Source organism: Curtobacterium sp. MCBA15_001 (assembly GCF_001864835.1).
GTDB lineage: Bacteria > Actinomycetota > Actinomycetes > Actinomycetales > Microbacteriaceae > Curtobacterium.
On record NZ_MJGI01000025.1, the window covers coordinates 15,987 to 36,380 of the forward strand.

Annotated in this window: 20 protein-coding genes and 2 tRNA genes; 18 read left to right on the forward strand and 4 right to left on the reverse strand. The window is 71.1% G+C overall.

The genetic code is table 11. The features are described from left to right. Positions 1 to 151: 151 nt before the first annotated feature. The gene (locus tag BIU90_RS12090) at positions 152 to 1,483 is read right to left on the reverse strand and encodes a glycosyltransferase (RefSeq protein ID WP_071300495.1); all 1,332 of its coding nucleotides are present in this window, start codon (positions 1,481 to 1,483) and stop codon (positions 152 to 154) included. Positions 1,484 to 1,835: 352 nt separating this feature from the next. Between BIU90_RS12090 and BIU90_RS12095 the strand changes: the two genes are divergently transcribed. The 11 genes from BIU90_RS12095 (at position 1,836) to BIU90_RS12145 (ending at position 8,857) form a co-directional block, all read left to right on the forward strand. Next, a complete protein-coding gene (locus BIU90_RS12095) occupies positions 1,836 to 3,074 on the forward strand; it encodes an ABC transporter substrate-binding protein (RefSeq protein WP_254787070.1) in 1,239 nt (412 codons plus the stop codon). Between the two features lie 222 nt (positions 3,075 to 3,296). Then, entirely contained in the window at positions 3,297 to 4,208 is a 912-nt protein-coding gene (locus tag BIU90_RS12100) for a carbohydrate ABC transporter permease (protein ID WP_254787071.1), read from the forward strand. Positions 4,209 to 4,279: 71 nt separating this feature from the next. Beyond that, positions 4,280 to 5,116: a carbohydrate ABC transporter permease gene (locus tag BIU90_RS12105; protein ID WP_254787072.1), complete on the forward strand. Its 837-nt coding sequence runs from the start codon at positions 4,280 to 4,282 to the stop codon at positions 5,114 to 5,116. Positions 5,117 to 5,121: 5 nt separating this feature from the next. Beyond that, positions 5,122 to 5,397, forward strand: coding sequence for a hypothetical protein (locus BIU90_RS12110; protein WP_071300498.1), 276 nt, complete (start codon positions 5,122 to 5,124; stop codon positions 5,395 to 5,397). Between the two features lie 23 nt (positions 5,398 to 5,420). Next, positions 5,421 to 6,440, forward strand: a complete 1,020-nt coding sequence (locus BIU90_RS12115) for a LacI family DNA-binding transcriptional regulator (RefSeq protein ID WP_254787039.1) — start codon at positions 5,421 to 5,423, stop codon at positions 6,438 to 6,440. A 28-nt stretch (positions 6,441 to 6,468) separates the two neighbouring features. Further along, positions 6,469 to 7,104 carry an MBL fold metallo-hydrolase gene (locus BIU90_RS12120; RefSeq protein ID WP_071300499.1) on the forward strand — a complete coding sequence of 212 codons (636 nt, stop codon included), beginning with the start codon at positions 6,469 to 6,471 and terminating at the stop codon, positions 7,102 to 7,104. A 69-nt stretch (positions 7,105 to 7,173) separates the two neighbouring features. After that, positions 7,174 to 7,249 (forward strand) — tRNA-Glu (locus BIU90_RS12125). Between the two features lie 55 nt (positions 7,250 to 7,304). Further along, positions 7,305 to 7,380 (forward strand) — tRNA-Glu (locus BIU90_RS12130). Between the two features lie 75 nt (positions 7,381 to 7,455). Continuing rightward, positions 7,456 to 7,887 (forward strand): CrcB family protein, encoded by a 432-nt coding sequence (locus BIU90_RS12135; protein WP_071300500.1) that lies wholly within the window; start codon positions 7,456 to 7,458, stop codon positions 7,885 to 7,887. After that, the gene (gene crcB, locus BIU90_RS12140; protein WP_071300501.1) at positions 7,884 to 8,258 is read left to right on the forward strand and encodes a fluoride efflux transporter CrcB; all 375 of its coding nucleotides are present in this window, start codon (positions 7,884 to 7,886) and stop codon (positions 8,256 to 8,258) included. The genes BIU90_RS12135 and crcB overlap by 4 nt, the downstream gene beginning before the upstream one ends. Beyond that, entirely contained in the window at positions 8,255 to 8,857 is a 603-nt protein-coding gene (locus BIU90_RS12145) for a histidine phosphatase family protein (RefSeq protein WP_071300502.1), read from the forward strand. Before crcB ends, BIU90_RS12145 begins: the two co-directional genes overlap by 4 nt. 316 nt (positions 8,858 to 9,173) lie before the next feature. Here BIU90_RS12145 and BIU90_RS12150 read toward each other — a convergent pair whose 3' ends face one another. Next, positions 9,174 to 10,751: an MFS transporter gene (locus BIU90_RS12150; RefSeq protein WP_083403935.1), complete on the reverse strand. Its 1,578-nt coding sequence runs from the start codon at positions 10,749 to 10,751 to the stop codon at positions 9,174 to 9,176. A gap of 86 nt (positions 10,752 to 10,837) precedes the next feature. After that, on the reverse strand, positions 10,838 to 11,905 hold the full coding sequence (locus BIU90_RS12155; protein ID WP_071300503.1) for an FUSC family protein: 1,068 nt from the start codon (positions 11,903 to 11,905) through the stop codon (positions 10,838 to 10,840). Positions 11,906 to 12,025: 120 nt separating this feature from the next. On the opposite strand from BIU90_RS12155, the gene leuC reads away from it, so the two are divergent. From leuC to BIU90_RS12185, 6 genes are all read left to right on the forward strand, one after another. Then, positions 12,026 to 13,489, forward strand: a complete 1,464-nt coding sequence (gene leuC, locus BIU90_RS12160) for a 3-isopropylmalate dehydratase large subunit (protein ID WP_071300504.1) — start codon at positions 12,026 to 12,028, stop codon at positions 13,487 to 13,489. Next, a complete protein-coding gene (gene leuD, locus BIU90_RS12165; protein WP_071300505.1) occupies positions 13,489 to 14,085 on the forward strand; it encodes a 3-isopropylmalate dehydratase small subunit in 597 nt (198 codons plus the stop codon). The genes leuC and leuD overlap by 1 nt, the downstream gene beginning before the upstream one ends. After that, on the forward strand, positions 14,085 to 15,452 hold the full coding sequence (gene murA / locus BIU90_RS12170; protein ID WP_071300506.1) for a UDP-N-acetylglucosamine 1-carboxyvinyltransferase: 1,368 nt from the start codon (positions 14,085 to 14,087) through the stop codon (positions 15,450 to 15,452). Before leuD ends, murA begins: the two co-directional genes overlap by 1 nt. Position 15,453: 1 nt before the next feature. Next, positions 15,454 to 16,320 (forward strand): 1-acyl-sn-glycerol-3-phosphate acyltransferase, encoded by an 867-nt coding sequence (locus tag BIU90_RS12175; protein ID WP_083403936.1) that lies wholly within the window; start codon positions 15,454 to 15,456, stop codon positions 16,318 to 16,320. A gap of 97 nt (positions 16,321 to 16,417) precedes the next feature. Further along, entirely contained in the window at positions 16,418 to 17,431 is a 1,014-nt protein-coding gene (locus BIU90_RS12180) for an NAD(P)H-dependent glycerol-3-phosphate dehydrogenase (RefSeq protein WP_071300990.1), read from the forward strand. A gap of 29 nt (positions 17,432 to 17,460) precedes the next feature. Next, the gene (locus tag BIU90_RS12185; RefSeq protein ID WP_071300507.1) at positions 17,461 to 18,591 is read left to right on the forward strand and encodes a D-alanine--D-alanine ligase family protein; all 1,131 of its coding nucleotides are present in this window, start codon (positions 17,461 to 17,463) and stop codon (positions 18,589 to 18,591) included. Positions 18,592 to 18,670: 79 nt separating this feature from the next. Here BIU90_RS12185 and BIU90_RS18735 read toward each other — a convergent pair whose 3' ends face one another. Next, entirely contained in the window at positions 18,671 to 19,156 is a 486-nt protein-coding gene (locus tag BIU90_RS18735) for a DUF3515 family protein (RefSeq protein ID WP_071300508.1), read from the reverse strand. Between the two features lie 24 nt (positions 19,157 to 19,180). Here BIU90_RS18735 and thiL point away from each other — a divergent pair, with 24 nt between their 5' ends. Further along, positions 19,181 to 20,200: a thiamine-phosphate kinase gene (gene thiL, locus BIU90_RS12195; protein ID WP_071300509.1), complete on the forward strand. Its 1,020-nt coding sequence runs from the start codon at positions 19,181 to 19,183 to the stop codon at positions 20,198 to 20,200. The last annotated feature ends 194 nt before the right edge of the window (positions 20,201 to 20,394 follow it).

The following is a 20,394-nucleotide window of genomic DNA, read 5'->3' on the forward strand; positions in this document are numbered from 1 at the left end:
CGGTTCGGCGGCGCGCTTGCTGGTTCGGCGGCGCCCGTTGCTCCGACACAACGAAAGGCACTCGGCACCACGGAGAACCGTGGTGCCGAGCGCCTTTCGTTGTACAGGAGCGTCGCCGTTGACGCCCCCGCACGCCTCGAGGGCGCCGGCGCTACGCCTGGAAGCGCCCGGCCTCGACGTCACGCCAGCGACGACGGCTGCGGAACCAGGCCGCCGGCCCCGCGGGGAAGCCCCGGAGCTCGTGGAAGGCCAGGGACTTCGGCAGGCTCGTCTGCGACGCCTCGTTCGTGGACTCCGTCGCCGCGTCCCGACGACCGGCCAGGCGCGAGGCCATCTGCTTCGCCTTGACCTTGGCGGCGAGCGGCATCAGCCGGGCCAGCACGGTCAGGTGGCGGCGGTCCTTCGCGGCGAGCGCACACATCAGCGCGGTGAACCCGACGCCGTTGCCGTGCAGCTGCTTGTGCAGGTCCTCGATGGTCTGGCGGTGCCGGTGGTGCACGACCGCGTGCGGTTCGAAGCCGATGCGGCCGCCGCGCCAGAGCGTCTCGATGAACATCGCCAGGTCCTCGCCGCCGCGGGCGGGGGAGCCGGCACCGAGCGTGGTGTCGAAGCCGCCGACGGTGTCGATGAGGGACCGGCGGTACGCCATGTTCGCCCCGGCACCGTAGGCCCCGATGCCGTACACGGCGAAGTGCTTGCGCACGGTGCCGTCCGGACGCACGGCCTTGACGCGCGCGTGGCGCATCGCACCCGGCACGTCGTCGGGGACGATCGTCACGGGCGAGAAGGTGCGCTCGGCGCTGAACCCGCCGTAGTAGGCCTCGTACCAGATCTGCGCCGGTGTGGTGAGCTCGACGGGCAGGATCACGCCGGTGACGGCGTCGAGCCCGGGCTCGCGGACGAAGCGCTCGCCGATGGCACGGAGCCACTGCGGGTCGACGCGGACGTCGTCGTCGGTGAAGGCGATGACCTCGCCGGTGGCTGCTGCCACGCCGGCGTTGCGTCCGGCCGACAGACCCGGGCGGCGCTCGGTCACGAGGCGCACGTCGCGACCCGCGAGCAGCCCGGGGAGCGCGTCGATGTCGGGCACCCGGACGCGGTTGTCGACGAGGACGACCTCGTGGCGCGGGTAGTCGAGGTGCTCGAGGACGTCGAGCAGCTTGCCGAGGTCCTCGACGCGGTCGACGACGGTGGACACGACGACGGAGATCGTCGGCAGGTCGTCGTCGGAGACCGGCGCGTGGTCGTCGAAGGCACCTTCCTCGACGAGCGAGTCGACCAACGGCGCGAGCGCGCGGGTGGCGTCGGCGGGGTCGTCGGTCAGCATGATGTCGAGGGTGGAGACGGGGTAGCCGTCGCGGTAGCCGATGACCAACGCGGAGGAACCCGTCGCGTCGGCGACGAGCTCGGGCAGCGGACCGTCGAGGTTGACGCCGATGACACGGCGCGGTCCGGGGACGTTGACGGCGGAGAGGGAGGCCATGACGGGGACGCTACGGTCGGCTCCGCTGCCCCCACAACGCGGGCGCGGGACCGTGGCGGGGATCATGCGGGACACCGCAGCGGGCCGCGCAGGACCCGCTCGACCTCGGTCCCGCCGAGTGAGCGCTCACCCAGCAAGTCACCGCAACTTCGTAGGTCACGCTCAGGTCACAGAGTCGATGCAACCGGTTGCGCTGGTCGTCGGCCGGGCGTACGTTCACCTCCCAGCAGGCAGCGTCGCCTGCTCCAGGGAGCGCCGACCGACCTCGGTCGGCGACTCCTGGTGATCTCGATGAGGAGACAACGCTGTGAAGAACACACGCGCGAAGGTGCGACTCGCATCCGTGGCGGGGGTGGCCGTGCTCGGCCTCGCACTCGCCGGCTGCTCCGGTGGCAGCTCCGGTTCGGACGCGGCCAAGAGCGGGCAGGACAGCCGCGGCCCGATCACGTACGTGCAGGGCAAGGACAACTCCAACGTCGTCCGACCGCTCATCGCCAAGTGGAACAAGGCGCACCCGGACGAGAAGGTCACCTTCAAGGAACAGTCCGACCAGGCGGACCAGCAGCACGACGACCTGGTGCAGCACTTCCAGGCGAAGGACGACGGCTACGACGTCGTCGACGTCGACGTGGTCTGGACGGCGGAGTTCGCCGCGAAGAGCTGGCTGGTGCCGCTGACCGGGGACATGAAGATCGACACGTCGAAGCTCCTGCCGTCGACGGTCAAGACCGCGACGTACAACAACACGCTCTACGCGGCTCCGCAGACGTCGGACGGCGCGCTGCTCTACTACCGCAAGGACCTGGTCAAGACGCCGCCGACCACCTGGTCGGAGATGATGGGCGACTGCCAGATCGCCAAGGACAACGGCATCGGCTGCTACGCCGGCCAGTTCGCCAAGTACGAGGGCCTGACCGTCAACGCGTCCGAGGCGGTCAACGGCGCCGGCGGCTCGATCCTGACCAAGGGCGGCACGCCGGACGTCGACACGAGCCAGGCCAAGGCCGGCCTGCAGAACCTGGTCGACGCGTTCAAGGACGGGAACATCCCGGCCGAGGCGATCACCTACCAGGAGGAGCAGGGCCGCACCGCGTTCGAGGACGGCAAGCTGCTGTTCCTGCGCAACTGGCCCTACGTCTACAGCCTCGCGAAGACCGACGGCGCGTCGACGGTCAAGGACACCTTCGGCATCGCGCCGATCCCGGGTGCCGACGGCGTCGGTGCGTCCACGCTCGGTGGCCACAACGCGGCGATCAGCGTCTACTCGAAGCACAAGGCGACGGCGCACGACTTCCTGGAGTTCCTGGAGTCGAACGAGACGCAGAAGTTCTTCGCCACCCAGGGCTCGCTCGCCCCGGTCGTGGAGTCGCTGTACACGGACTCCGACCTGACGGCGAAGCTGCCGTACCTGCCCACCCTGCTGCAGTCGATCAAGAGCGCGGAGCCCCGCCCGGTCACGCCGTTCTACCCGGCCGTCACCAAGGCGATCCAGGACAACTCCTACGCGGCACTCAAGGGCTCGAAGAGCGTCGACGAGGCCATGAAGGACATGGAAGCCGCCCTGAAGTCGGCGACCAGCAGCAGCAACTAGCGACCACGGTCGCGCGGCTCGCGCCGCATCGGACTGGAGGCTCGTGGCGACCCCGCCACGGGCCTCCAGACCGGCCCTCAACGCGTTCCGACACCGGCAAGGAGGCCGTCAGTGTCAGCAGCAACCGAGATCCCCGCCGCCATCCCGAACCCCGAAGGGCTCGAACCCCGGAAGCGGCGGCGCGGCGGACTCAACGCCGACCACGGTCGGTGGTCCGTCTACCTGATCGGGCCGACCATCGTCCTGTTGGCGGTCGTCATCGGGTATCCGGTGGTCAGCGCCGTCATCCAGTCGTTCCAGCTCGACCAGGGCCTGGACAAGGCGACCGGCCTGTTCGTGCAGGGCGGCTTCGCCGGTGTCACGAACTACGCGCACTGGCTCGGCCAGCAGTGCGGCAACGTGACCTGTCCGCCCGGCAGCCTCGGCTCGCAGTTCTGGGTGTCGATGGGCAACACGTTCTTCTTCACCGTCGTCACCGTCGCGCTCGAGACGGTCATCGGCGTGTGGATGGCGATCATCATGAACCGCAACTTCCGGGGCCGGGCACTGGTCCGTGCCGCGATCCTGGTGCCGTGGGCCATCCCCACCGCGGTCACCGCGAAGCTCTGGTACTTCATCTTCGACGCGAACGGCGTGCTCAACCACGTCATCGGCCACCAGATCCTGTGGACCAGCGGCGAGTGGGCGTCCCGGTGGGCGGTGATCATCGCCGACACGTGGAAGACGACCCCGTTCATGGCACTGCTCATCCTGGCCGGGCTGCAGCTCATCCCGGAGGAGGTCTACGAGGCCGGCAAGATGGACGGCGCCTCGACGTTGCAGCGCTTCTGGCTGATCACCCTGCCGTTGCTCAAGCCCGCGCTCATGGTCGCCGTCCTGTTCCGCGTGCTCGACGCGCTCCGGATGTACGACCTCCCCGCGATCCTGACCGGTGGTGGCGGTGGTTCCGGCAACGCCACGACGACGCTCTCGATCCTGGTCGTCGACCAGATCCGCCAGGGCTTCAACTCGGCGTCGGCACTGTCGACGATCACGTTCCTGGTCATCTTCATCGTCGCCTTCCTGTTCGTCCGGTTCCTCGGCGCGAACGTCGTGCAGACGCAGGCAGCCCAGCAGAAGGGTGAACTCAAGTGACCCTCGCAGCAGACCGACCCCGGTCGACGACCCGCACCCGCGAGACGGCGACCGACCGCTCGCAGGTCCGCATCCAGCGGAACACCGGCCCCCGCGTCCGCACGGCGGTCCAGGCCGTCGTGATCGCGGTGTGGTGCCTCCTGCCGTTCTACTGGATGGTCGTCACCAGCTTCCGCGACGTCGGGTTCACGTTCGATGCCACCCCCTGGCCGACGCACGTCACGCTCGACAACTACACGACGGCGTTCTCCACCGCCCTCGGCAACCACCTGGGACGGGCGCTGCTCAACAGCCTGCTGATCGGCGGCGTGGTGACGATCATCGCGCTGCTCGTCGGCACCTCGGCGGCGTACGCCCTCGCCCGGCTCGAGTTCAAGGGCAAGTCGCTCATCGCCGGCGCGATCCTGGCCGCGTCGATGTTCCCCGGCGTCGCGCTGATCTCCCCGCTGTTCCAGCTCTTCACGGACATCGGGTGGATGGGCTCGTACCAGGCGCTGATCCTGCCGAGCATCTCGTTCGTGCTGCCGCTGACGGTCTACACGCTCGCGAGCTTCTTCCGCGAGATGCCGTGGGACCTCGAGGAGGCTGCGCGCATCGACGGGTGCACCCGCGTGCAGGCGTTCCGACGGATCATCCTGCCGCTGGCCGCCCCGGCCGTGTTCACCACCGCGATCCTGGCGTTCATCTCCAGCTGGAACGAGTACCTCATCTCGTCGCAGCTGTCCTCGGACGCCACGCAGCCGGTCACCGTCGCGATCGCCTCGTTCGCCGGCAGCCAGCCGCACCAGGAGCCGTACACCGCGGTGATGGCAGCGGGAACGATCGTCACCATCCCGCTCGTGATCCTGGTGCTCGTGTTCCAGCGGCGCATCGTGGCCGGCCTCACCGCCGGTGGCGTGAAGGGCTGACGACGATGGCACAGCGTGCACCGGTCCGTCCGACCGCGCGGATCGAGGAGGCCATCGGCTTCGTCGGGGCGTTCGGCATCCTGTTCCTCGGGGTCACCGCGTTCTGCGAGCTGACCGGCCGACCGGCTCTCGGCTGGGCGCTGACACTGCTGGTGTGTGTGCTCGCCTTGGCGCTGCTCGACCGGTGGCGGGTGCGGGTCCTCGGGCGGAGCGTCGCGGAGGCGCCGCGCGCGTCGTCGTTTCCGGATGTCGCGGACGTGCCGCGCGCGTCGGAGCGCTGACGGGCCTCCCGAGCTGCTCCGTCGTGGGGATCCAGGAGATCGCGACCGTCACCGGCCTGTCGAAGGCGACGGTGTCCCGCGCACTGCGCGGGCTGCCGTCGGTCGCCGACACCACGATCGACCAGGTGCGCCGGGTCGCCGACGAACTCGGGTACGTCCCGAGCTCGGCGGCGGCCGGCCTGGCCACCGGACGGCAGCGCGCCGTCGGGGTGGTCGTCCCGGTCATCGACCGTTGGTTCTACGTCAAGGCGCTCGGCGGCGTCGATGCCGAGCTGCGGCGCGCCGGGCACGACCTGGTGCTCTACAACCTCGGCGGTCCGGACGGCGACCGCGACCGTGCGTTCCGCCGGTCGATGCTGCGGCACCGGGTCGACGCGCTCGTGCTGCTGTCGCTCGTGCTCGACGAGACCGAGCGGAGTGAGCTGCAGCTGACCCGACACCCGATGATCGTCATCGGGGGACCGGCCCCCGGGCTGCGGAACGTCGGGGTGGACGACCCCGCGGTCGCGCGGCTGGCGGTCGAACACCTGCTCGGGCTCGGCCATCGCCGGATCGCGTACGTGGGCGGGCAGGACGAGGCCGGGATGAACGTCGCGGTGCCGTACCGGCGGCGGGACGGCTTCGTCGAGACCATGCGGGGCGCCGGGTGCTCGGTGCCCCGGGGGTGGCTCGTCGACGGCCGCTTCTCGTTCGCCGGCGGTGCCGAGGCCGGGACGGTGCTGCTCGGGGGCAGTGCGGACGAGCGGCCCTCCGCGGTGTTCTGCGCCTCGGACGAGATGGCGCTCGGTGTGCTGCTCGCGGCGGCGCGGCTCGGGCTGCACGTGCCGGGTGACCTGTCGGTGATCGGCATCGACGGGCACGAGCACGGCGCGGTCGTCGGGCTGACCACCGTCGCGCAGGACCCCGAGGCGCAGGGGCGGACTGCAGCGCTCGCGGTGCTGGCCGAGGTGGATGGGGCGCCTCCGGTGCCGGTGCCGCCCGCGCCGGCGACCCTGGTGGTGCGGACGAGCACGGGGCCGCCGCGGGAGGGTCGACGGCGCTGACCGGGCGGCCGCGCGTACGCTCGCCGGCATGCAGGTCACGAAGCTCGAGCACGCGTGCCAGGTCGTCGAGGAGGCCGGCGCCCGACTCGTCATCGACCCCGGTGGGTTCACCCGCCCGGTCGATGCACAGGACGTCGTCGCGGTCGTCGTCACCCACGAGCACCCCGACCACGTCACCCCCGAGCAGCTCGCCCGCATCGCCGACGCGAACCCCGGCGTCCGGGTGTTCGGCCCGGCCGGTGTCGCCCGGGCGCTCGCCGACTCCGGCATCCACGTCGACGTGGTGACCGACGGAGCCCGCCGGCAGGTCGGCCCGTTCGACCTGACCTTCCACGGGACGCGGCACAACGTCATCCACTCGTCGGTACCCGTGATCGACAACACCGGCGTCCTGGTGAACGGTCGGCTGTTCTCGCCGGGTGACGCGTACACGGTGCCAGGTGTGCCGGTCGAGGTGCTCGCGGCCCCGGTCGGTGCGCCGTGGCTCAAGGTCGCCGAGATGATCGACTACGTCACCGAGATGGCGCCGCGCCGCGCCTACCCGGTCCACGAGGCCACGCTGTCGGACATCGGCTTCGACATGCACGTGAGCCGGTTGCGCGCCGCCGTCGAACCGTCCGGGGAGCTCGTGGTGCTGCGGCCGGGGGAGTCGTTGACGCTCTGACGGACCGGGCGACACGCCTCGTTTTGGCACGTCGCACGGCTTGTGCCATACTTGTCGAGTTGTCGGAACGGCCCCATCGTACAGAGGCCTAGTACGTCGCCCTCTCACGGCGGTAACGCGGGTTCGAATCCCGCTGGGGTCACCATGGTGGCCAGGTCACCACGGTGGCCACCCTCCGATTCCGACAACGAGCATGCCGCGGCCCCATCGTATAGCGGCCTAGTACGCTGCCCTCTCACGGCGGTAACGCGGGTTCGAATCCCGCTGGGGTCACCACCAGAACTCCTGCCAGGCTCCGGCCCGGCAGGAGTTCTGTCGTTGTGGGGCGTCCCGGCAGGCCAAGATCGTCATGTGACCGACGCACCGCCACTCCACCACCGCTGGCACCTGATCGGCCTCGTCGCCCTCGGCGGCGCGGTCGGCACGGCTGTCCGTGCCGTGCTGGCCGACCTGGCTCCGCCGGTCGACGGCCTCAGCTGGACCATCCTCGTGATCAACGTCGTCGGGGCGTTCTGCCTCGGACTGCTCCTGGAGTCGCTCGTGCGGCTCGGTCCGGACGACGGACGTCGCCGGACCGCCCGACTCTTCGTCGGCACCGGCGTGCTCGGCGGCTTCACCACGTACAGCACGCTGGCGGACGACACCGCGCGCTTGCTCACCGACGGACGATGGGCAGCCGGTGGCGGGTACGCGCTGCTGTCCGTCGTGCTCGGAGTGGCTGCCGTCGTGGCCGGACTGGCGCTCGCCACCCGGGTCCGCCGCCGACCGGGAGGCGACCGGTGAACCCGCTCGAGCTCCTGCTCGTCGCGGTCGGCGGTGGCGTCGGGGCAGCGCTCCGCTTCGTGCTCGACGGTGCCGTGAAGACCCGGGGGAGCGGCTTCCCGCTCGGCACGATGGTCATCAACGTCAGCGGTTCCCTGGTCCTCGGGCTGCTCACGGGCCTCGGCCAGGCCGGCACCCTGCCGCTCGGGTTCGTGGCCGTCCTCGGGACGGGCATGATGGGTGGGTACACGACGTTCTCGACGGCGAGTGTCGAGACCGTGCGACTCCTGCAGGCCGGCAAGACCGGACGCGCCGTCCTCAACGGTCTCGGCATGCTCGTCGTCTCGGTCGGCGCCGCATGGCTCGGCCTGTTGCTCGGAAGGAACTCATGACCTCGGAACGCCCCGGCGAACTCGTCCTCGTCCGCCACGGAGAGACAGAGTGGTCGAAGAGCGGTCAGCACACCGGCCGCACCGACATCCCGCTCACCGACGCGGGGGTGGAGCAGGCGAAGCGTGCCGGTCGGTACCTCGCCGACCGGGAGTTCTCGCTCGCGCTGTCGAGCCCGCTCCAGCGCGCGCGCGACACCGCCGCGCTGATCGGCGTCGACCCGGAGCTCGACGACGACCTGTACGAGTGGGACTACGGCGCCTACGAGGGACTGACCACCCCGCAGATCAAGGTCCAGCGGCACGGTCCGTGGGACCTGTGGACCGACGGGGTCCCGGCCGGCGACACGCCGGGGGAGTCCGCCGCCGAGGTCCGGGTCCGCGCCGAGCGCGTGCTCGACCGTGCCCGCCCGGTGCTCGCCGACGGGCAGGACGCCGTCTTCGTGGCACACGGCCACGTCCTGCGCGCGATCGGAGCCGCGTGGATCCGGCTCGCCCCGCAGGACGGTGCGGTGCTCGCGCTGTCCACCGCCTCGGTGAGCGTGCTCGGGTACGAGCACGGCCGACCGGTCATCGACGCCTGGAACATCCAGCCGCGCTAGTCCCAGCGCGGGTCGCGACGGACGGGAGGCTCCCCACCGGTCACGGCCGACCCGCCGCTGGCGCGTCGGTCCGGAACCGGCCGACGTGGGCCCAAGTGCCAGCTGGCACCGAGCCTCCCGTCCGCCACGTGTCGCGTCCGGCGCGACATGACCGCTGTCGTACGACATCGGTTCTGTCGCGCGAGCGGCAGCGTGCGGGCCGCAGCCGTCCCGGACGACATGACCGCTGTCGTACGACAGCGGCGGTGTCGTTCCGAGTCGGCACAGCGCGGGCACAGCGCGGGCGCAGCCCCGGCACCGCGCCAGCGCCCGCGCGTCAGACCGAGGCCGCGGTCCCGCGCACCCGACCGACCACGACGTCCACGATGCCCGCCACCAGCGCCGCCGCGACGAACCCCAGCGACACGCCGAGCCCGAGCGGGAGCCCCGTCGTGTGGTCGCCGTTCGAGCTGGCAAGTGCCGAGTAGAACACGCTGCCGACCGCCGCGATGCCGATCGCCGAACCGACCCGCGCACCGACCTGGATGAGCCCGCCCGCGGAGCCGCCCTGCTCGACGGGCACCTCGGACAGGGTGAGCGTCTGGTTCGGCGAGATCGTCAGCCCGGAGCCGATGCCGGCCACCAACAGCGGCGCGATGAGCCACCAGCCGAGGTCCTGCCCGTAGTGGTTCGACACCACCCAGACGACCGCCCCCAGGCCGATGAGCACGAGGATCGTGCCGACGACGATGAGCTGGCGCCCGAACTTGTGCACGATCCGGCCGCCGATGGTCGACGCGATCCCGGAGCCCACCGCGAACGGCACCGAGGTCGCACCGGCGAGCAGTGCCGAGTAGTGCAACCCCGACTGCAGGGTGAGCGTCAGGACGAAGAACAGCGGGGTGAACCCGGCGAAGTACAGCGTCGCGAGCCCGACCCCCAGCGAGAACGACCGGCGCTTGAACAGCCCGAGGTCGATCACCGGCTCCTTCGTGCGCGCGTACCGCCGCTCCCAGAGCACGAACACGATGGCGAACGCCACCGCCACCACGACGAGCCACCACTTCGTGTTGCTCTTCCACACCTCCGACTGCACGAACGGCAGCAGCAGCGCCACGACCGCTGCACCGAGGAGCAGGAGGCCGACCGGGTCGAAGTCGTGGCGCTTCCCGCGTGCGGCCTTGGCCGCAGCCGGCAGGTAGCGGAAGGCCAGGAGGATCGTGATCAGTCCGAAGGGCAGGTTCACGAAGAAGACGAACCGCCACCCGTTCTCGGTGCCGAACGCGGTGATGAGCAGGCCGCCGACCAGGGGGCCGATCGCGGTCGCGATGCCCACCGTCGCGCCGAACAGCCCGAACGCGGTGCCGCGTTCCTTGCCGCGGAACAGCTGCTGGATGAGCGCGGTGACCTGCGGGGTGAGCAGACCGCCGGCCAGGCCCTGGACCAGGCGAGCGATGACGAGCACCAGCCCGTTCGGCGCGAACCCGCAGAGGGCGCTCGCGAGCGTGAAGAGCCCGACACCGATGACGAACATGCGGCGTCGGCCCGAGGCGTCTCCGAGGCGGCCACCGGGGACCAGGAGCAGGCCGAACGACAGCGCGTACCCCGACAGGATCCACTGGACGGCCTCGGGCGTGGCGCCGGGGAGGCCCGCGGAGATGGACTGCAGCGCGACGTTGACGATCGACACGTCGAGCAGCACGATGCCACCGCCGAGCAGGCAGATGACGAGCGCCTTCCAGCGGTTCGGGTCCGGGGCGTCGCCGTCGTGCTCGGACTCCTGCGAGCGCGGCGACTGCGTGGAGTGCGGCTCGGGCGGGCTCGGCGTGGCGGTGGCCGCGACGTGGTGGGCGGCGTGGTGCTCGACGGCGGGAGCCTGGTCGGGCTCGACGGGTTCACGGTGTTGGGCGCTCATGACGAGCCCACGCTAGGCCTGGCCGTGCGGCCGACCCGCAGGCAGCGTCCCCGCGGTGTCCCCCGACCGGACCGTGCGTGAGCCGGTCAGACCGTGCGGATCGTGCTCGTGGCGCCGAGGGCCCGACCGCGTCGCCGTTCGATGCCCCGCCCGACGAACAGCAGCGCCACGCTGACCAGGGCGCCGAGCGTGGTCTGCGCGACCCGGTCGAGTGCGAGCAGCTCGGGCGCCTCGGGCAGGCTGAGCCACGACACGGCGAGGGCGAGCGGCGTCAGGAACAGCAGGCTGACGGCGTAGTTGCGGGCGACGAAGACCTCGGCGAAGAACTGCCCGACGACGGCGATCACGACGATCCACCACACGCTGGGCTCGAGCAGCAGGATCCCGACGGCGATGACCGTCCCGCCGATCGTGCCGATGAACCGCTGGAAGGCCCGGACGACGGTGTGCCGCTGACGGAGGGCCGGCAGCGTCGAGACCACGGCGATCACCGCCCAGTAGGGGTGTCCGAGCCCGGGGATCGTCTCCGCGACCGCCCCGGCGACGAGTGCCCCGACGACGTTGAGGGCCACGGTCTCCCAGAGTGCCGCCGTGCGCAGCGGAGCAAGCGTCCGGTGCTTGTGTTCGGCGAGGGGCCGGAAGGCATGCGGGGCCCGCGGGTGTCCGACCCGGCGGATGACGGCGCCGGACATCGCGACGAGCCACGCCCACGCAACTGAGCCGAGGATGATCGTCGTCACCAGGGGCAGGTCTGCCGGCCGCAGTGGCACCAGCGCCGAGACCACGAACGCGAAGGTCGGGAAGATCGGCTGCGCTGGGATCGTCCGCAGCAGGCTCAGCGTGCACACGGCGACGACGAGCACCACCACCAGACCGGCCGCCTGCAGCCAGAGCGCGGCGCCGATCATCGACACGGCGACCCCCGCGAACATGCACGCCGTCTGCAGCGCGGCCGCGACGCCGACCGTGACGGCGCGCTGGCGGTAGGGCTCCGTCTGTCCGAAGATGGCCGCGAAGCCGGCGAACATCGCGAACGCCGCGTACTGCGGCAGGCCCAGTGCGATGAGCAGCGCGAGCGGGACGCTCCCCGCGATCGCAGCGCGGGCGGCGCCCTCGAGGTTCACCGTGCGGAGGGAGTGGGGCGGCTTCGTCATGACCCGACCATCCTCCCACCGCGACAGGTGTCGGAGAACGTCCGCCGGGCCTCCAGACCGTCCGCGATTGGTATACCAACGGTGCTACCATCGTCGCACGACACGAAGGGCAGGACCGTCATGGGCAGGACACTCGCCGAGAAGGTGTGGGACGACCACGTCGTGGTCAAGGGTGAGGACGGCAACCCGGACCTCCTCTACATCGACCTGCACCTGGTGCACGAGGTGACGAGTCCGCAGGCGTTCGACGGCCTGCGGCAGGCGGGTCGACCGGTGCGTCGACTCGACCTGACCATCGCGACCGAGGACCACAACACCCCGACGCTGGCCATCGACCGGCCGATCGCCGACCCGACCAGCCGCACCCAGATCGAGACGCTGCGCCGCAACTGTGCGGAGTTCGGCGTCCGCCTGCACTCGCTGGGCGACAAGGAGCAGGGGATCGTGCACGTCGTCGGTCCGCAGCTCGGCCTGACGATGCCCGGCATCACGGTCGTGTGCGGCGACTCGCACACCTCGACCCACGGTGCGTTCGGCGCGATGGCGTTCGGCATCGGCACGAGCGAGGTCGAGCACGTCCTCGCGACCCAGACGCTGCCGCTCAAGCCCTTCAAGACGATGGCGATCACGGTCGAGGGCTCGTTGCGCCCCGGCGTGACGGCGAAGGACATCATCCTCGCGGTCATCGCGAAGATCGGCACCGGTGGTGGTCAGGGCTACGTGCTCGAGTACCGCGGATCCGCGATCCGTGCGCTCTCCATGGAGGGCCGCATGACGATCTGCAACATGTCGATCGAAGCCGGTGCCCGCGCCGGCATGGTCGCTCCCGACCAGACCACCTACGACTACGTCCAGGGCCGCGACCACGCACCGACGGGGGCCGACTGGGACGAGGCCGTGGCGTACTGGGACACGCTGGCCACCGACGACGACGCGGTCTTCGACGCCGAGGTCTTCATCGACGCCGACACGCTCGAGCCGTTCGTCACCTGGGGCACCAACCCCGGTCAGGGCGTCTCGCTGTCCGAGTCGGTGCCGTTCCCCGCGGACTACAGCGACCCGAACGACCAGGCTGCCGCTTCGCGGGCCCTGGAGTACATGGACCTGGCAGCGGGCACCCCGATGAAGGACATCGCCGTCGACGCGGTGTTCATGGGCTCCTGCACGAACTCGCGAATCGAGGACCTGCGGGCGTTCGCCTCGGTCATCGAGGGCCGCACGAAGGCCGACGGCGTCCGCGTGATGGTCGTGCCCGGTTCCGCCCGGGTCCGGCTCGAGGCCGAGGCCGAGGGGCTCGACAAGGTCTTCACCGACTTCGGGGCCGAGTGGCGGTTCGCCGGCTGCTCGATGTGCCTCGGGATGAACCCCGACCAGCTCGCACCGGGGGAGCGCTGCGCGTCGACCTCGAACCGCAACTTCGAGGGCCGCCAGGGCAAGGGGGGCCGCACCCACCTGGTCTCCCCGCTCGTCGCCGCCGCCACCGCCGTGCGCGGCACGCTCTCGAGCCCGTGGGACCTGGCCGAGGACGACGCACGATCCACCGTCGACGCGATCGCGTCGGAGAACACCGAAGGGGCCCGCTGATGGACAAGATCGGCACCGTCACCGGCATCGCCGCGCCGCTGAAGCGCTCGAACGTCGACACCGACCAGATCATCCCGGCCGTCTACCTCAAGCGGGTGACGAAGACCGGCTTCGAGGACGCGCTGTTCTCCGGGTGGCGCCAGGACCCGGACTTCGTGCTGAACCAGCCGGCGTACCAGGGCGCTGCCGTCCTGGTGGCTGGTCCCGACTTCGGCACCGGGTCGTCCCGCGAGCACGCCGTGTGGGCCCTCCGTGACTTCGGATTCCGTGTGGTGATCTCGCCCCGGTTCGCGGACATCTTCAAGGGCAACGCGGGCAAGCAGGGCCTGGTCACCGCGATCGTGACCGAACCGGAAGTCGAGCGTCTGTGGGCCGCCATCGAGGCGGACCCGGGCGTGCAGGCGACGGTGGACCTCGCGGCGCAGCGCGTGTCGATCGGCGATGTGGACGTGGCTTTCGAGATCGACGCTTACACTCGTTGGCGGTTGATGGAAGGGCTCGACGACATCGGGCTCACCCTCCGTGACGAGACCTCGATCACGGAGTTCGAATCCCGCCGCTCCAGTTGGCGGCCGAAGACATTGCCGGTGAAGTAGTGAACTCTCTCGTACAGGACGCAGCAGCAGCAGGGGCGCGCGTCGGGCTCAAGTCCGACGAGATCGTCATCCGCGGTGGCAAGCCGCTGGTCGGACGCATCGAGGTCCGTGGCGCGAAGAACCTCGCGACCAAGGCGATGGTGGCATCGCTGCTGGGCGACACCCCGTCGATCCTCAAGGACGTGCCGGACATCTCCGACGTCAAGGTCGTCCGGGCGCTGCTCGAGGTGCACGGCGTGCGCATCACCGATCCTGCACGAGGCGAGCTCATCCTCGACCCGTCGAACGTCGAGTCGGCGCACTTCGCCGAGATCGACGCCCACGCCGGCTCGAGCCGCATCCCGATCCTGTTCTGCGGCCCGCTGCTGCACCGGCTCGGCGAGGCCTTCATCCCCGACCTCGGCGGCTGCCGCATCGGCGACCGTCCGATCGACTTCCACCTCGACGCCCTCCGCGCGATGGGTGCCGTCGTCGACAAGCAGGTCTCGGGCATCCACATCACGGCGCCGAACGGCCTCAAGGGCGCGAACATCGAGCTGCCCTACCCGAGCGTCGGCGCGACCGAGCAGGTCCTGCTGTCCTCGACCCTCGCCGACGGCGTGACCGAGCTCCGCAACGCCGCGATCGAGCCCGAGATCATGGACCTCATCGCGATCCTGCAGAAGATGGGCGCGATCATCACGGTCGAGCCGAGCCGCACGATCTTCATCGAGGGCGTCAAGTCGATGCGCGGCTACACGCACCGCGCGATCAACGACCGCAACGAGGCCGCCAGCTGGGCCTCCGCCGCACTCGCGACGAACGGCGACATCTTCGTCGAGGGCGCGAAGCAGCAGGAGCTCATGACGTTCCTCAACGTCTTCCGCAAGGTCGGCGGCGGGTTCGACATCCAAGAGGACGGCATCCGCTTCTACCGCGAGCTCGAGACCCTCAAGCCCGTCGTCATCGAGACCGACGTGCACCCCGGCTTCATGACCGACTGGCAGCAGCCGCTCGTCGTGGCGCTGACGCAGGCCGAGGGCCAGAGCATCGTGCACGAGACCGTGTACGAGAACCGCTTCGGCTTCACGGACGCCCTCAACGAGATGGGCGCGGACATCGTCGTGCACAAGGAGGGGCTGCCCGGGCACGACCGTCGTGTCGCCCGTCGCCCCTTCGAGCAGGCCGCGGTCGTCACCGGCCCCACCAAGCTCCACGGTGCGAACGTCCGCGTCCCCGACCTGCGCGGCGGCTTCAGCCACCTCATCGCTGCACTGACGGCCGAGGGCGAGTCGCACATCACGAACGTCGGCATCATCAGCCGCGGCTACGAGCACTTCATCCCGAAGCTGCGGAAGCTCGGCGCGGACTTCGACTTCGCCGGCTGACGTGGCGGACGACACCACGGGTGGGCGCCCGTCGGCGGACGACACCACGGGCGGGCGCCCGTCGGCGGACGACACCACCGGCGGGCGCTCGCTCGACCGCGTGACCACCGGCCTGCCGAACCCCGGCCGACGGTGGAAGCGCGGTGAGCGCAACACCGCCTTCCGCATCACCTCGGTCTTCGTGATCCCGCTGTTCCGGTGGGTGTCGGCGTACCGCTGGCACGGCCCGAACCGGCTCCCCGAGCACGGGGCGTTCGTCGTGGCGCCGAACCACTACACGAACATCGACCCCCTGGTCGTCGGGACGGCCGTCTGGGTCAGCCGCCGCCTGCCGCGGTTCCTGGCGAAGGCGTCGATCTTCCGGGTGCCCGTCGTGGGCAAGCTCATGACCGGCATGGGCCAGATCCCCGTCGAGCGGTCCGGGCGAACACGCCTGAACGACCCGCTCGGTGGTGGCCGCAGCCTGATGGAGCAGGGCGGTGCCGTCATCGTCTACCCCGAGGGCACGCTGACCCGCGACCCCGACCTGTGGCCGATGCGCGGCAAGACCGGTGCGGCCCGGATCGCGCTGGAGAACGACGTCCCGCTCATCCCGATGGCGCACTGGGGCACGCAGCGGATCATGCCGCGGTACTCCAAGCAGCTGCACCTGTTCAAGCGCGCGCACGTCGACGTCGTGTTCGGCGAGCCGATGGACCTGTCCGCGTACCGTGGCCGTCCGATCGACCAGCAGGTCCTGGGCGAGGTCACCGAGCGGCTGATGGCGGAGATCACGGCGCTGGTCGAACAGCTCCGCGGCGAGCAGGCACCGGCGAAGCGCTGGGACCCGTCCGAGCACAAGCAGAAGGAGACCGGCAAGTTTGAGTGAGACCAGCGGCACATCCGGCCTCCGACCCCACGACGACCACCCCGATCCCACCGCCGCAGCGCGCGGCGCCGTCGACACTGCAGCGATCCGGGTCGTCATGCAGTCGACCGACAAGCCGCGCGTCGCCGTCGTCGGTGCGGGCAGCTGGGGGACGACGTTCGCCAAGGTCCTGGCCGAGGGCGGTGCCTCCACCGTCGTGTGGGCGCGACGGCCCGAGGTCGCGCGGGAGATCACCGAGACCAAGCGAAACTCCGACTACCTGCCCGGCATCAACCTGCCGCGCACGCTGACCGCTTCGACCTCGCTCGCGCAGGTGCTCGACGGCGCCGAACAGGTCTACGTCTCGGTGCCGTCGCAGACCCTGCGGTCGAACCTCGCTGCGATCAAGGCGCTGCTCCCCGCGGGCGTCCCCGTCGTCAGCCTGATGAAGGGCGTCGAGAAAGGCACCGGCCTGCGGATGAGCGAGGTGCTCCTGCAGGGGCTCGAGATCGACCGCGACCGCATCGCCGTCGCCAGCGGTCCGAACCTGGCGCTCGAGATCGCGCGGCGCCAGCCGACCGCCGCGGTGGTGTCCTCGTCGAGCATCGACACCGCGACCGCCGTCGCCGCCGTCGCCACGAACCCGTACTTCCGCTCGTTCACGAACACGGACGTCATCGGCACCGAGTTCGGCGGCGTGCTGAAGAACCTGATCGCCGTCGCGATCGGCATCGTCGACGGTGTCGGGTACGGCGAGAACACCAAGGCGTCGATCATCACCCGTGGGCTCGCGGAGATGACCGAGTTCGCGGTGTCGCTCGGCGCGCAGCCCTCGACGCTGTCCGGGCTCGCCGGCCTGGGGGACCTCATCGCGACCTGCCAGTCGCCGCTGTCCCGCAACAACACCGCGGGGCGCCTGCTCGGGCAGGGCTACCGCTTCGACGAGGTCGTCCGGCAGATGAACCAGACGGCCGAGGGCCTGGCGTCCGTCGCACCGATCCTCGAACTCGCGGCGGCCAACGGCGTCGACATGCCCATCGTGGGACAGGTGGCCGAGGTGCTCGCCGGTAGGCTCGATCCGCGCAACATCGCGCCGCACCTCACCGAGACCGACGAGCCCCAGGGCGAGTGACCGGTCCGACCGACCGGACTGGAGCGCCCATGAGCCCGACTGCCCCCACCGACAGCGCCCCCACCGACAGCGCCCCCACGAGCACCTCCACCGTCGTCGTCCTGTTCGGCGGCCGGTCCAGCGAGCACGAGATCAGCTGCGTGACCGCCGGCGGCATCATGGACGCCGTCGACCGCACCGCGTACGACGTCGTCCCGGTCGGCATCACGAAGGACGGCGCCTTCACGCTGCAGTCCGACGACCCGGCGCAGTGGGCTCTGCGCGGTGACGCCCTGCCCGTCGTCCCGGACAACGGCACCCGTGTCCGGTTCCCCTCCGCCGCGGAACCCCGGGCGTTGACGGTCGAGCACGCCGACGGCACGGTCACCCAGGTCCCCGTCGACATCGTCTTCCCGATCCTGCACGGCCCGTTCGGCGAGGACGGCACGATCCAGGGCCTGCTCGAGACCGCCGGGCTGCCCTACGCGGGCGACGGGGTCCTCGCGAGCGCCCTGGCGATGGACAAGCACGTCGCCAAGGCCGTCCTCGAGCACGCCGGGCTCCGTGTCGCGCCCTGGACCACCGTGCTCCGCCGCGAGTGGATCGCCGACGAGCTCGGGTTCGCCGAGACCGTCGCCGCCCACGGGTGGCCGCTGTTCGTCAAGCCCGCGCGCGCCGGCTCGAGCATGGGTGTCTCACGCGTCGACGGGCCGGACGAGCTGGCGAGCGCGATGCACCTGGCGTTCGAGCACGACACGAAGGTCATCGTCGAGCCCCGGGTGGTCGGCCGCGAGGTCGAGGTCGCGGTCCTCGAGGGCCGCGACGGCGTCCCGCGCACCAGCCTGCCCGGCGAGATCGTGGTGTCCGAGACGGGCTTCTACGACTTCGCCGCCAAGTACCTCGGCGGCGACGAGCAGCTGCTCTGCCCGGCGCCGCTGACCGACGACGAGACCGACCAGATCCGGTCGATCGGCGCGCGTGCGTTCGAGGCGATCGGCGGCTCGGGCCTGGCTCGGGTAGACTGCTTCCTGACCGACGACGGCTTCGTCGTGAACGAGGTCAACACGATGCCCGGCTTCACGCCGTTCTCGATGTACCCGCGCTGCTGGGCAGCGACGGGGATGAGCTACCCGGAGCTGGTCACCGAGCTCATCGAGCTCGGCCGCATCGCGGTCCGCTGACAGCGCGTCCGGTCCGGACCCACTGCCGGACAGGAGGCCCGGTGCCGGACCGGCACCGGGCCTCCCGTCCGACAGCGGGTCAGTTCTGGACCTGTGACGGGTCCAGGCACCGGTGGCCGTCCTTCGGCAGGGTGTCGGCGGCGTTGGCGAGGTCCTGCAGGACGGAGGGCGTCGCCTTCGTGGTGTCGATGACCACCTGCACTGCGGGGTCGCGACCGAACGTCGTGTAGACGACCTGCCCGCCGCGGTCGTCGCGGATCCAGTCGACGGAACCGAGCGTGACGCACGGCAGGTCGGACACCGTCGGCACGGCGACACCGCAGTGCCAGAGCGCCGCCGACGGATCGCCCCAGGCCGCGGTGGACTGAGCGGTCGTGTTGCGGAGGGCGTACTTGGTGTCGACCGTCTCGGGGAGCCGGACCTGCGCTGCGGCGCACGCGGCGGCGTTCGCCGAGGGGGCCGCCTGCATCATCACCGCATTGGTGCACCCGGTGAGCACACCGACCAGGACGACGACGACGGCGAGTCCGGCGGCGGTCCGGGGGATGCGGCGCGCGGTGTCCATCGTGGTCCAGGCTACCGTTCTCGTGTGGACGCGACGGACGAGGCAAGCGGGTCGGCTGAGGCCTGGACGGGCCCGACGGTGGGGGAGCTCGGGGAACTGGTCGTGCTCGAACGCGTCACGGCTCGGTTGCCGACGGGCTCGCCGCTCGTCGGTCCCGGTGACGACTGTGCCGTGGTGGCCGCGCCGGACGGTCGCTTCGTCGTGACGACCGACATGATGGTGCACGGCCCGGACTTCCGGTGGGCGTGGTCGTCGCCCGAGGACGTCGGGTGGAAGGCCGCCGCGACGAACCTGTCCGACGTCGCCGCGATGGGCGCCGCGCCGTCCGGTCTGGTCGTCGCGATCGCCGCGCCCCAGGACACCCCCGTCGCGGTGCTCGAGGGGATCGCGGACGGCTTCCGGCTCGCGGTGGCAGCCCTGGCGCCGGGGTGCGGTGTCGTGGGCGGGGACCTGTCGACGTCCTCGGCGTTCACCCTGGCCGTGACGGCGTTCGGCGACCTGCAGGACCGGTCGCCGGTGCTGCGGTCGGGTGCCCGGGTCGGCGACGTGCTCGCGGTCGCGGGGGACCTCGGCCGGGCGGCGCGCGGACTGGGTCGGCTCTTCCGCTCGGGCGTCGACGACGCCGGGGTGCCCTCAGCGGCAGCGGTGCGGGCGAACGGGCTGGACCAGGACCCGGACGTGGGACGGCAGCGGCGTCCGGTGCCACCGATCACCGCCGGGGTGCAGGCGGCGCGGGCCGAGGCGACGGCGATGCTCGACCTGTCCGACGGCCTGGCGATCGACGGGGGACGGCTGGCCCGGGCGAGTGACGTCACGCTGTGGCTCGACGCGGAGGCGGTGCCGGACGAGGTCGCGCTGCACGGCGGGGAGGACCACGGGCTCCTGGCGACGTTCCCGGCCGGTGTTCCGCTGCCGTCGGGGTTCCGGCGCCTGGGCGTCGTCGTGGCGCGGGGTGCGGACGACGTGGTGCTCGGGCCTGCCGGCGAGGTGGTTCCGACCACGGGGTGGGACCCCTACGCCGACTGGGACGGTGCCGCGGGCTGACGCGGGCCGGGGTGGCGCGGTGCCGGGGTGGCGCGAACTGCGCTGCTGCGGGCGCGTGGTGGTCGCTCGCGGTACGCGTGGTGCGACATCGCCGCTGTCGTACGACGTCGGAGTTGTCGCTCAGGACCGAGGCGCACCGATGCGTGCGCGTGGTGCGACATCGTCGCTGTCGTACGACGTCGGAGTTGTCGCTC

What these genes read in the sequence shown, in the direction of transcription:
- BIU90_RS12090 (WP_071300495.1), bottom strand. Translation starts at nt 1,483, where the DNA reads ATGGCCTCCCTCTCCGCCGTCAACGTCCCCGGACCGCGCCGTGTCATC.
- BIU90_RS12110 (WP_071300498.1), top strand. Translation starts at nt 5,122, where the DNA reads ATGGCACAGCGTGCACCGGTCCGTCCGACCGCGCGGATCGAGGAGGCC.
- BIU90_RS12120 (WP_071300499.1), top strand. Translation starts at nt 6,469, where the DNA reads ATGCAGGTCACGAAGCTCGAGCACGCGTGCCAGGTCGTCGAGGAGGCC.
- BIU90_RS12145 (WP_071300502.1), top strand. Translation starts at nt 8,255, where the DNA reads ATGACCTCGGAACGCCCCGGCGAACTCGTCCTCGTCCGCCACGGAGAG.
- BIU90_RS12150 (WP_083403935.1), bottom strand. Translation starts at nt 10,751, where the DNA reads ATGAGCGCCCAACACCGTGAACCCGTCGAGCCCGACCAGGCTCCCGCC.
- BIU90_RS12155 (WP_071300503.1), bottom strand. Translation starts at nt 11,905, where the DNA reads ATGACGAAGCCGCCCCACTCCCTCCGCACGGTGAACCTCGAGGGCGCC.
- leuC (WP_071300504.1), top strand. Translation starts at nt 12,026, where the DNA reads ATGGGCAGGACACTCGCCGAGAAGGTGTGGGACGACCACGTCGTGGTC.
- leuD (WP_071300505.1), top strand. Translation starts at nt 13,489, where the DNA reads ATGGACAAGATCGGCACCGTCACCGGCATCGCCGCGCCGCTGAAGCGC.
- BIU90_RS12180 (WP_071300990.1), top strand. Translation starts at nt 16,418, where the DNA reads ATGCAGTCGACCGACAAGCCGCGCGTCGCCGTCGTCGGTGCGGGCAGC.
- BIU90_RS12185 (WP_071300507.1), top strand. Translation starts at nt 17,461, where the DNA reads ATGAGCCCGACTGCCCCCACCGACAGCGCCCCCACCGACAGCGCCCCC.
- BIU90_RS18735 (WP_071300508.1), bottom strand. Translation starts at nt 19,156, where the DNA reads ATGGACACCGCGCGCCGCATCCCCCGGACCGCCGCCGGACTCGCCGTC.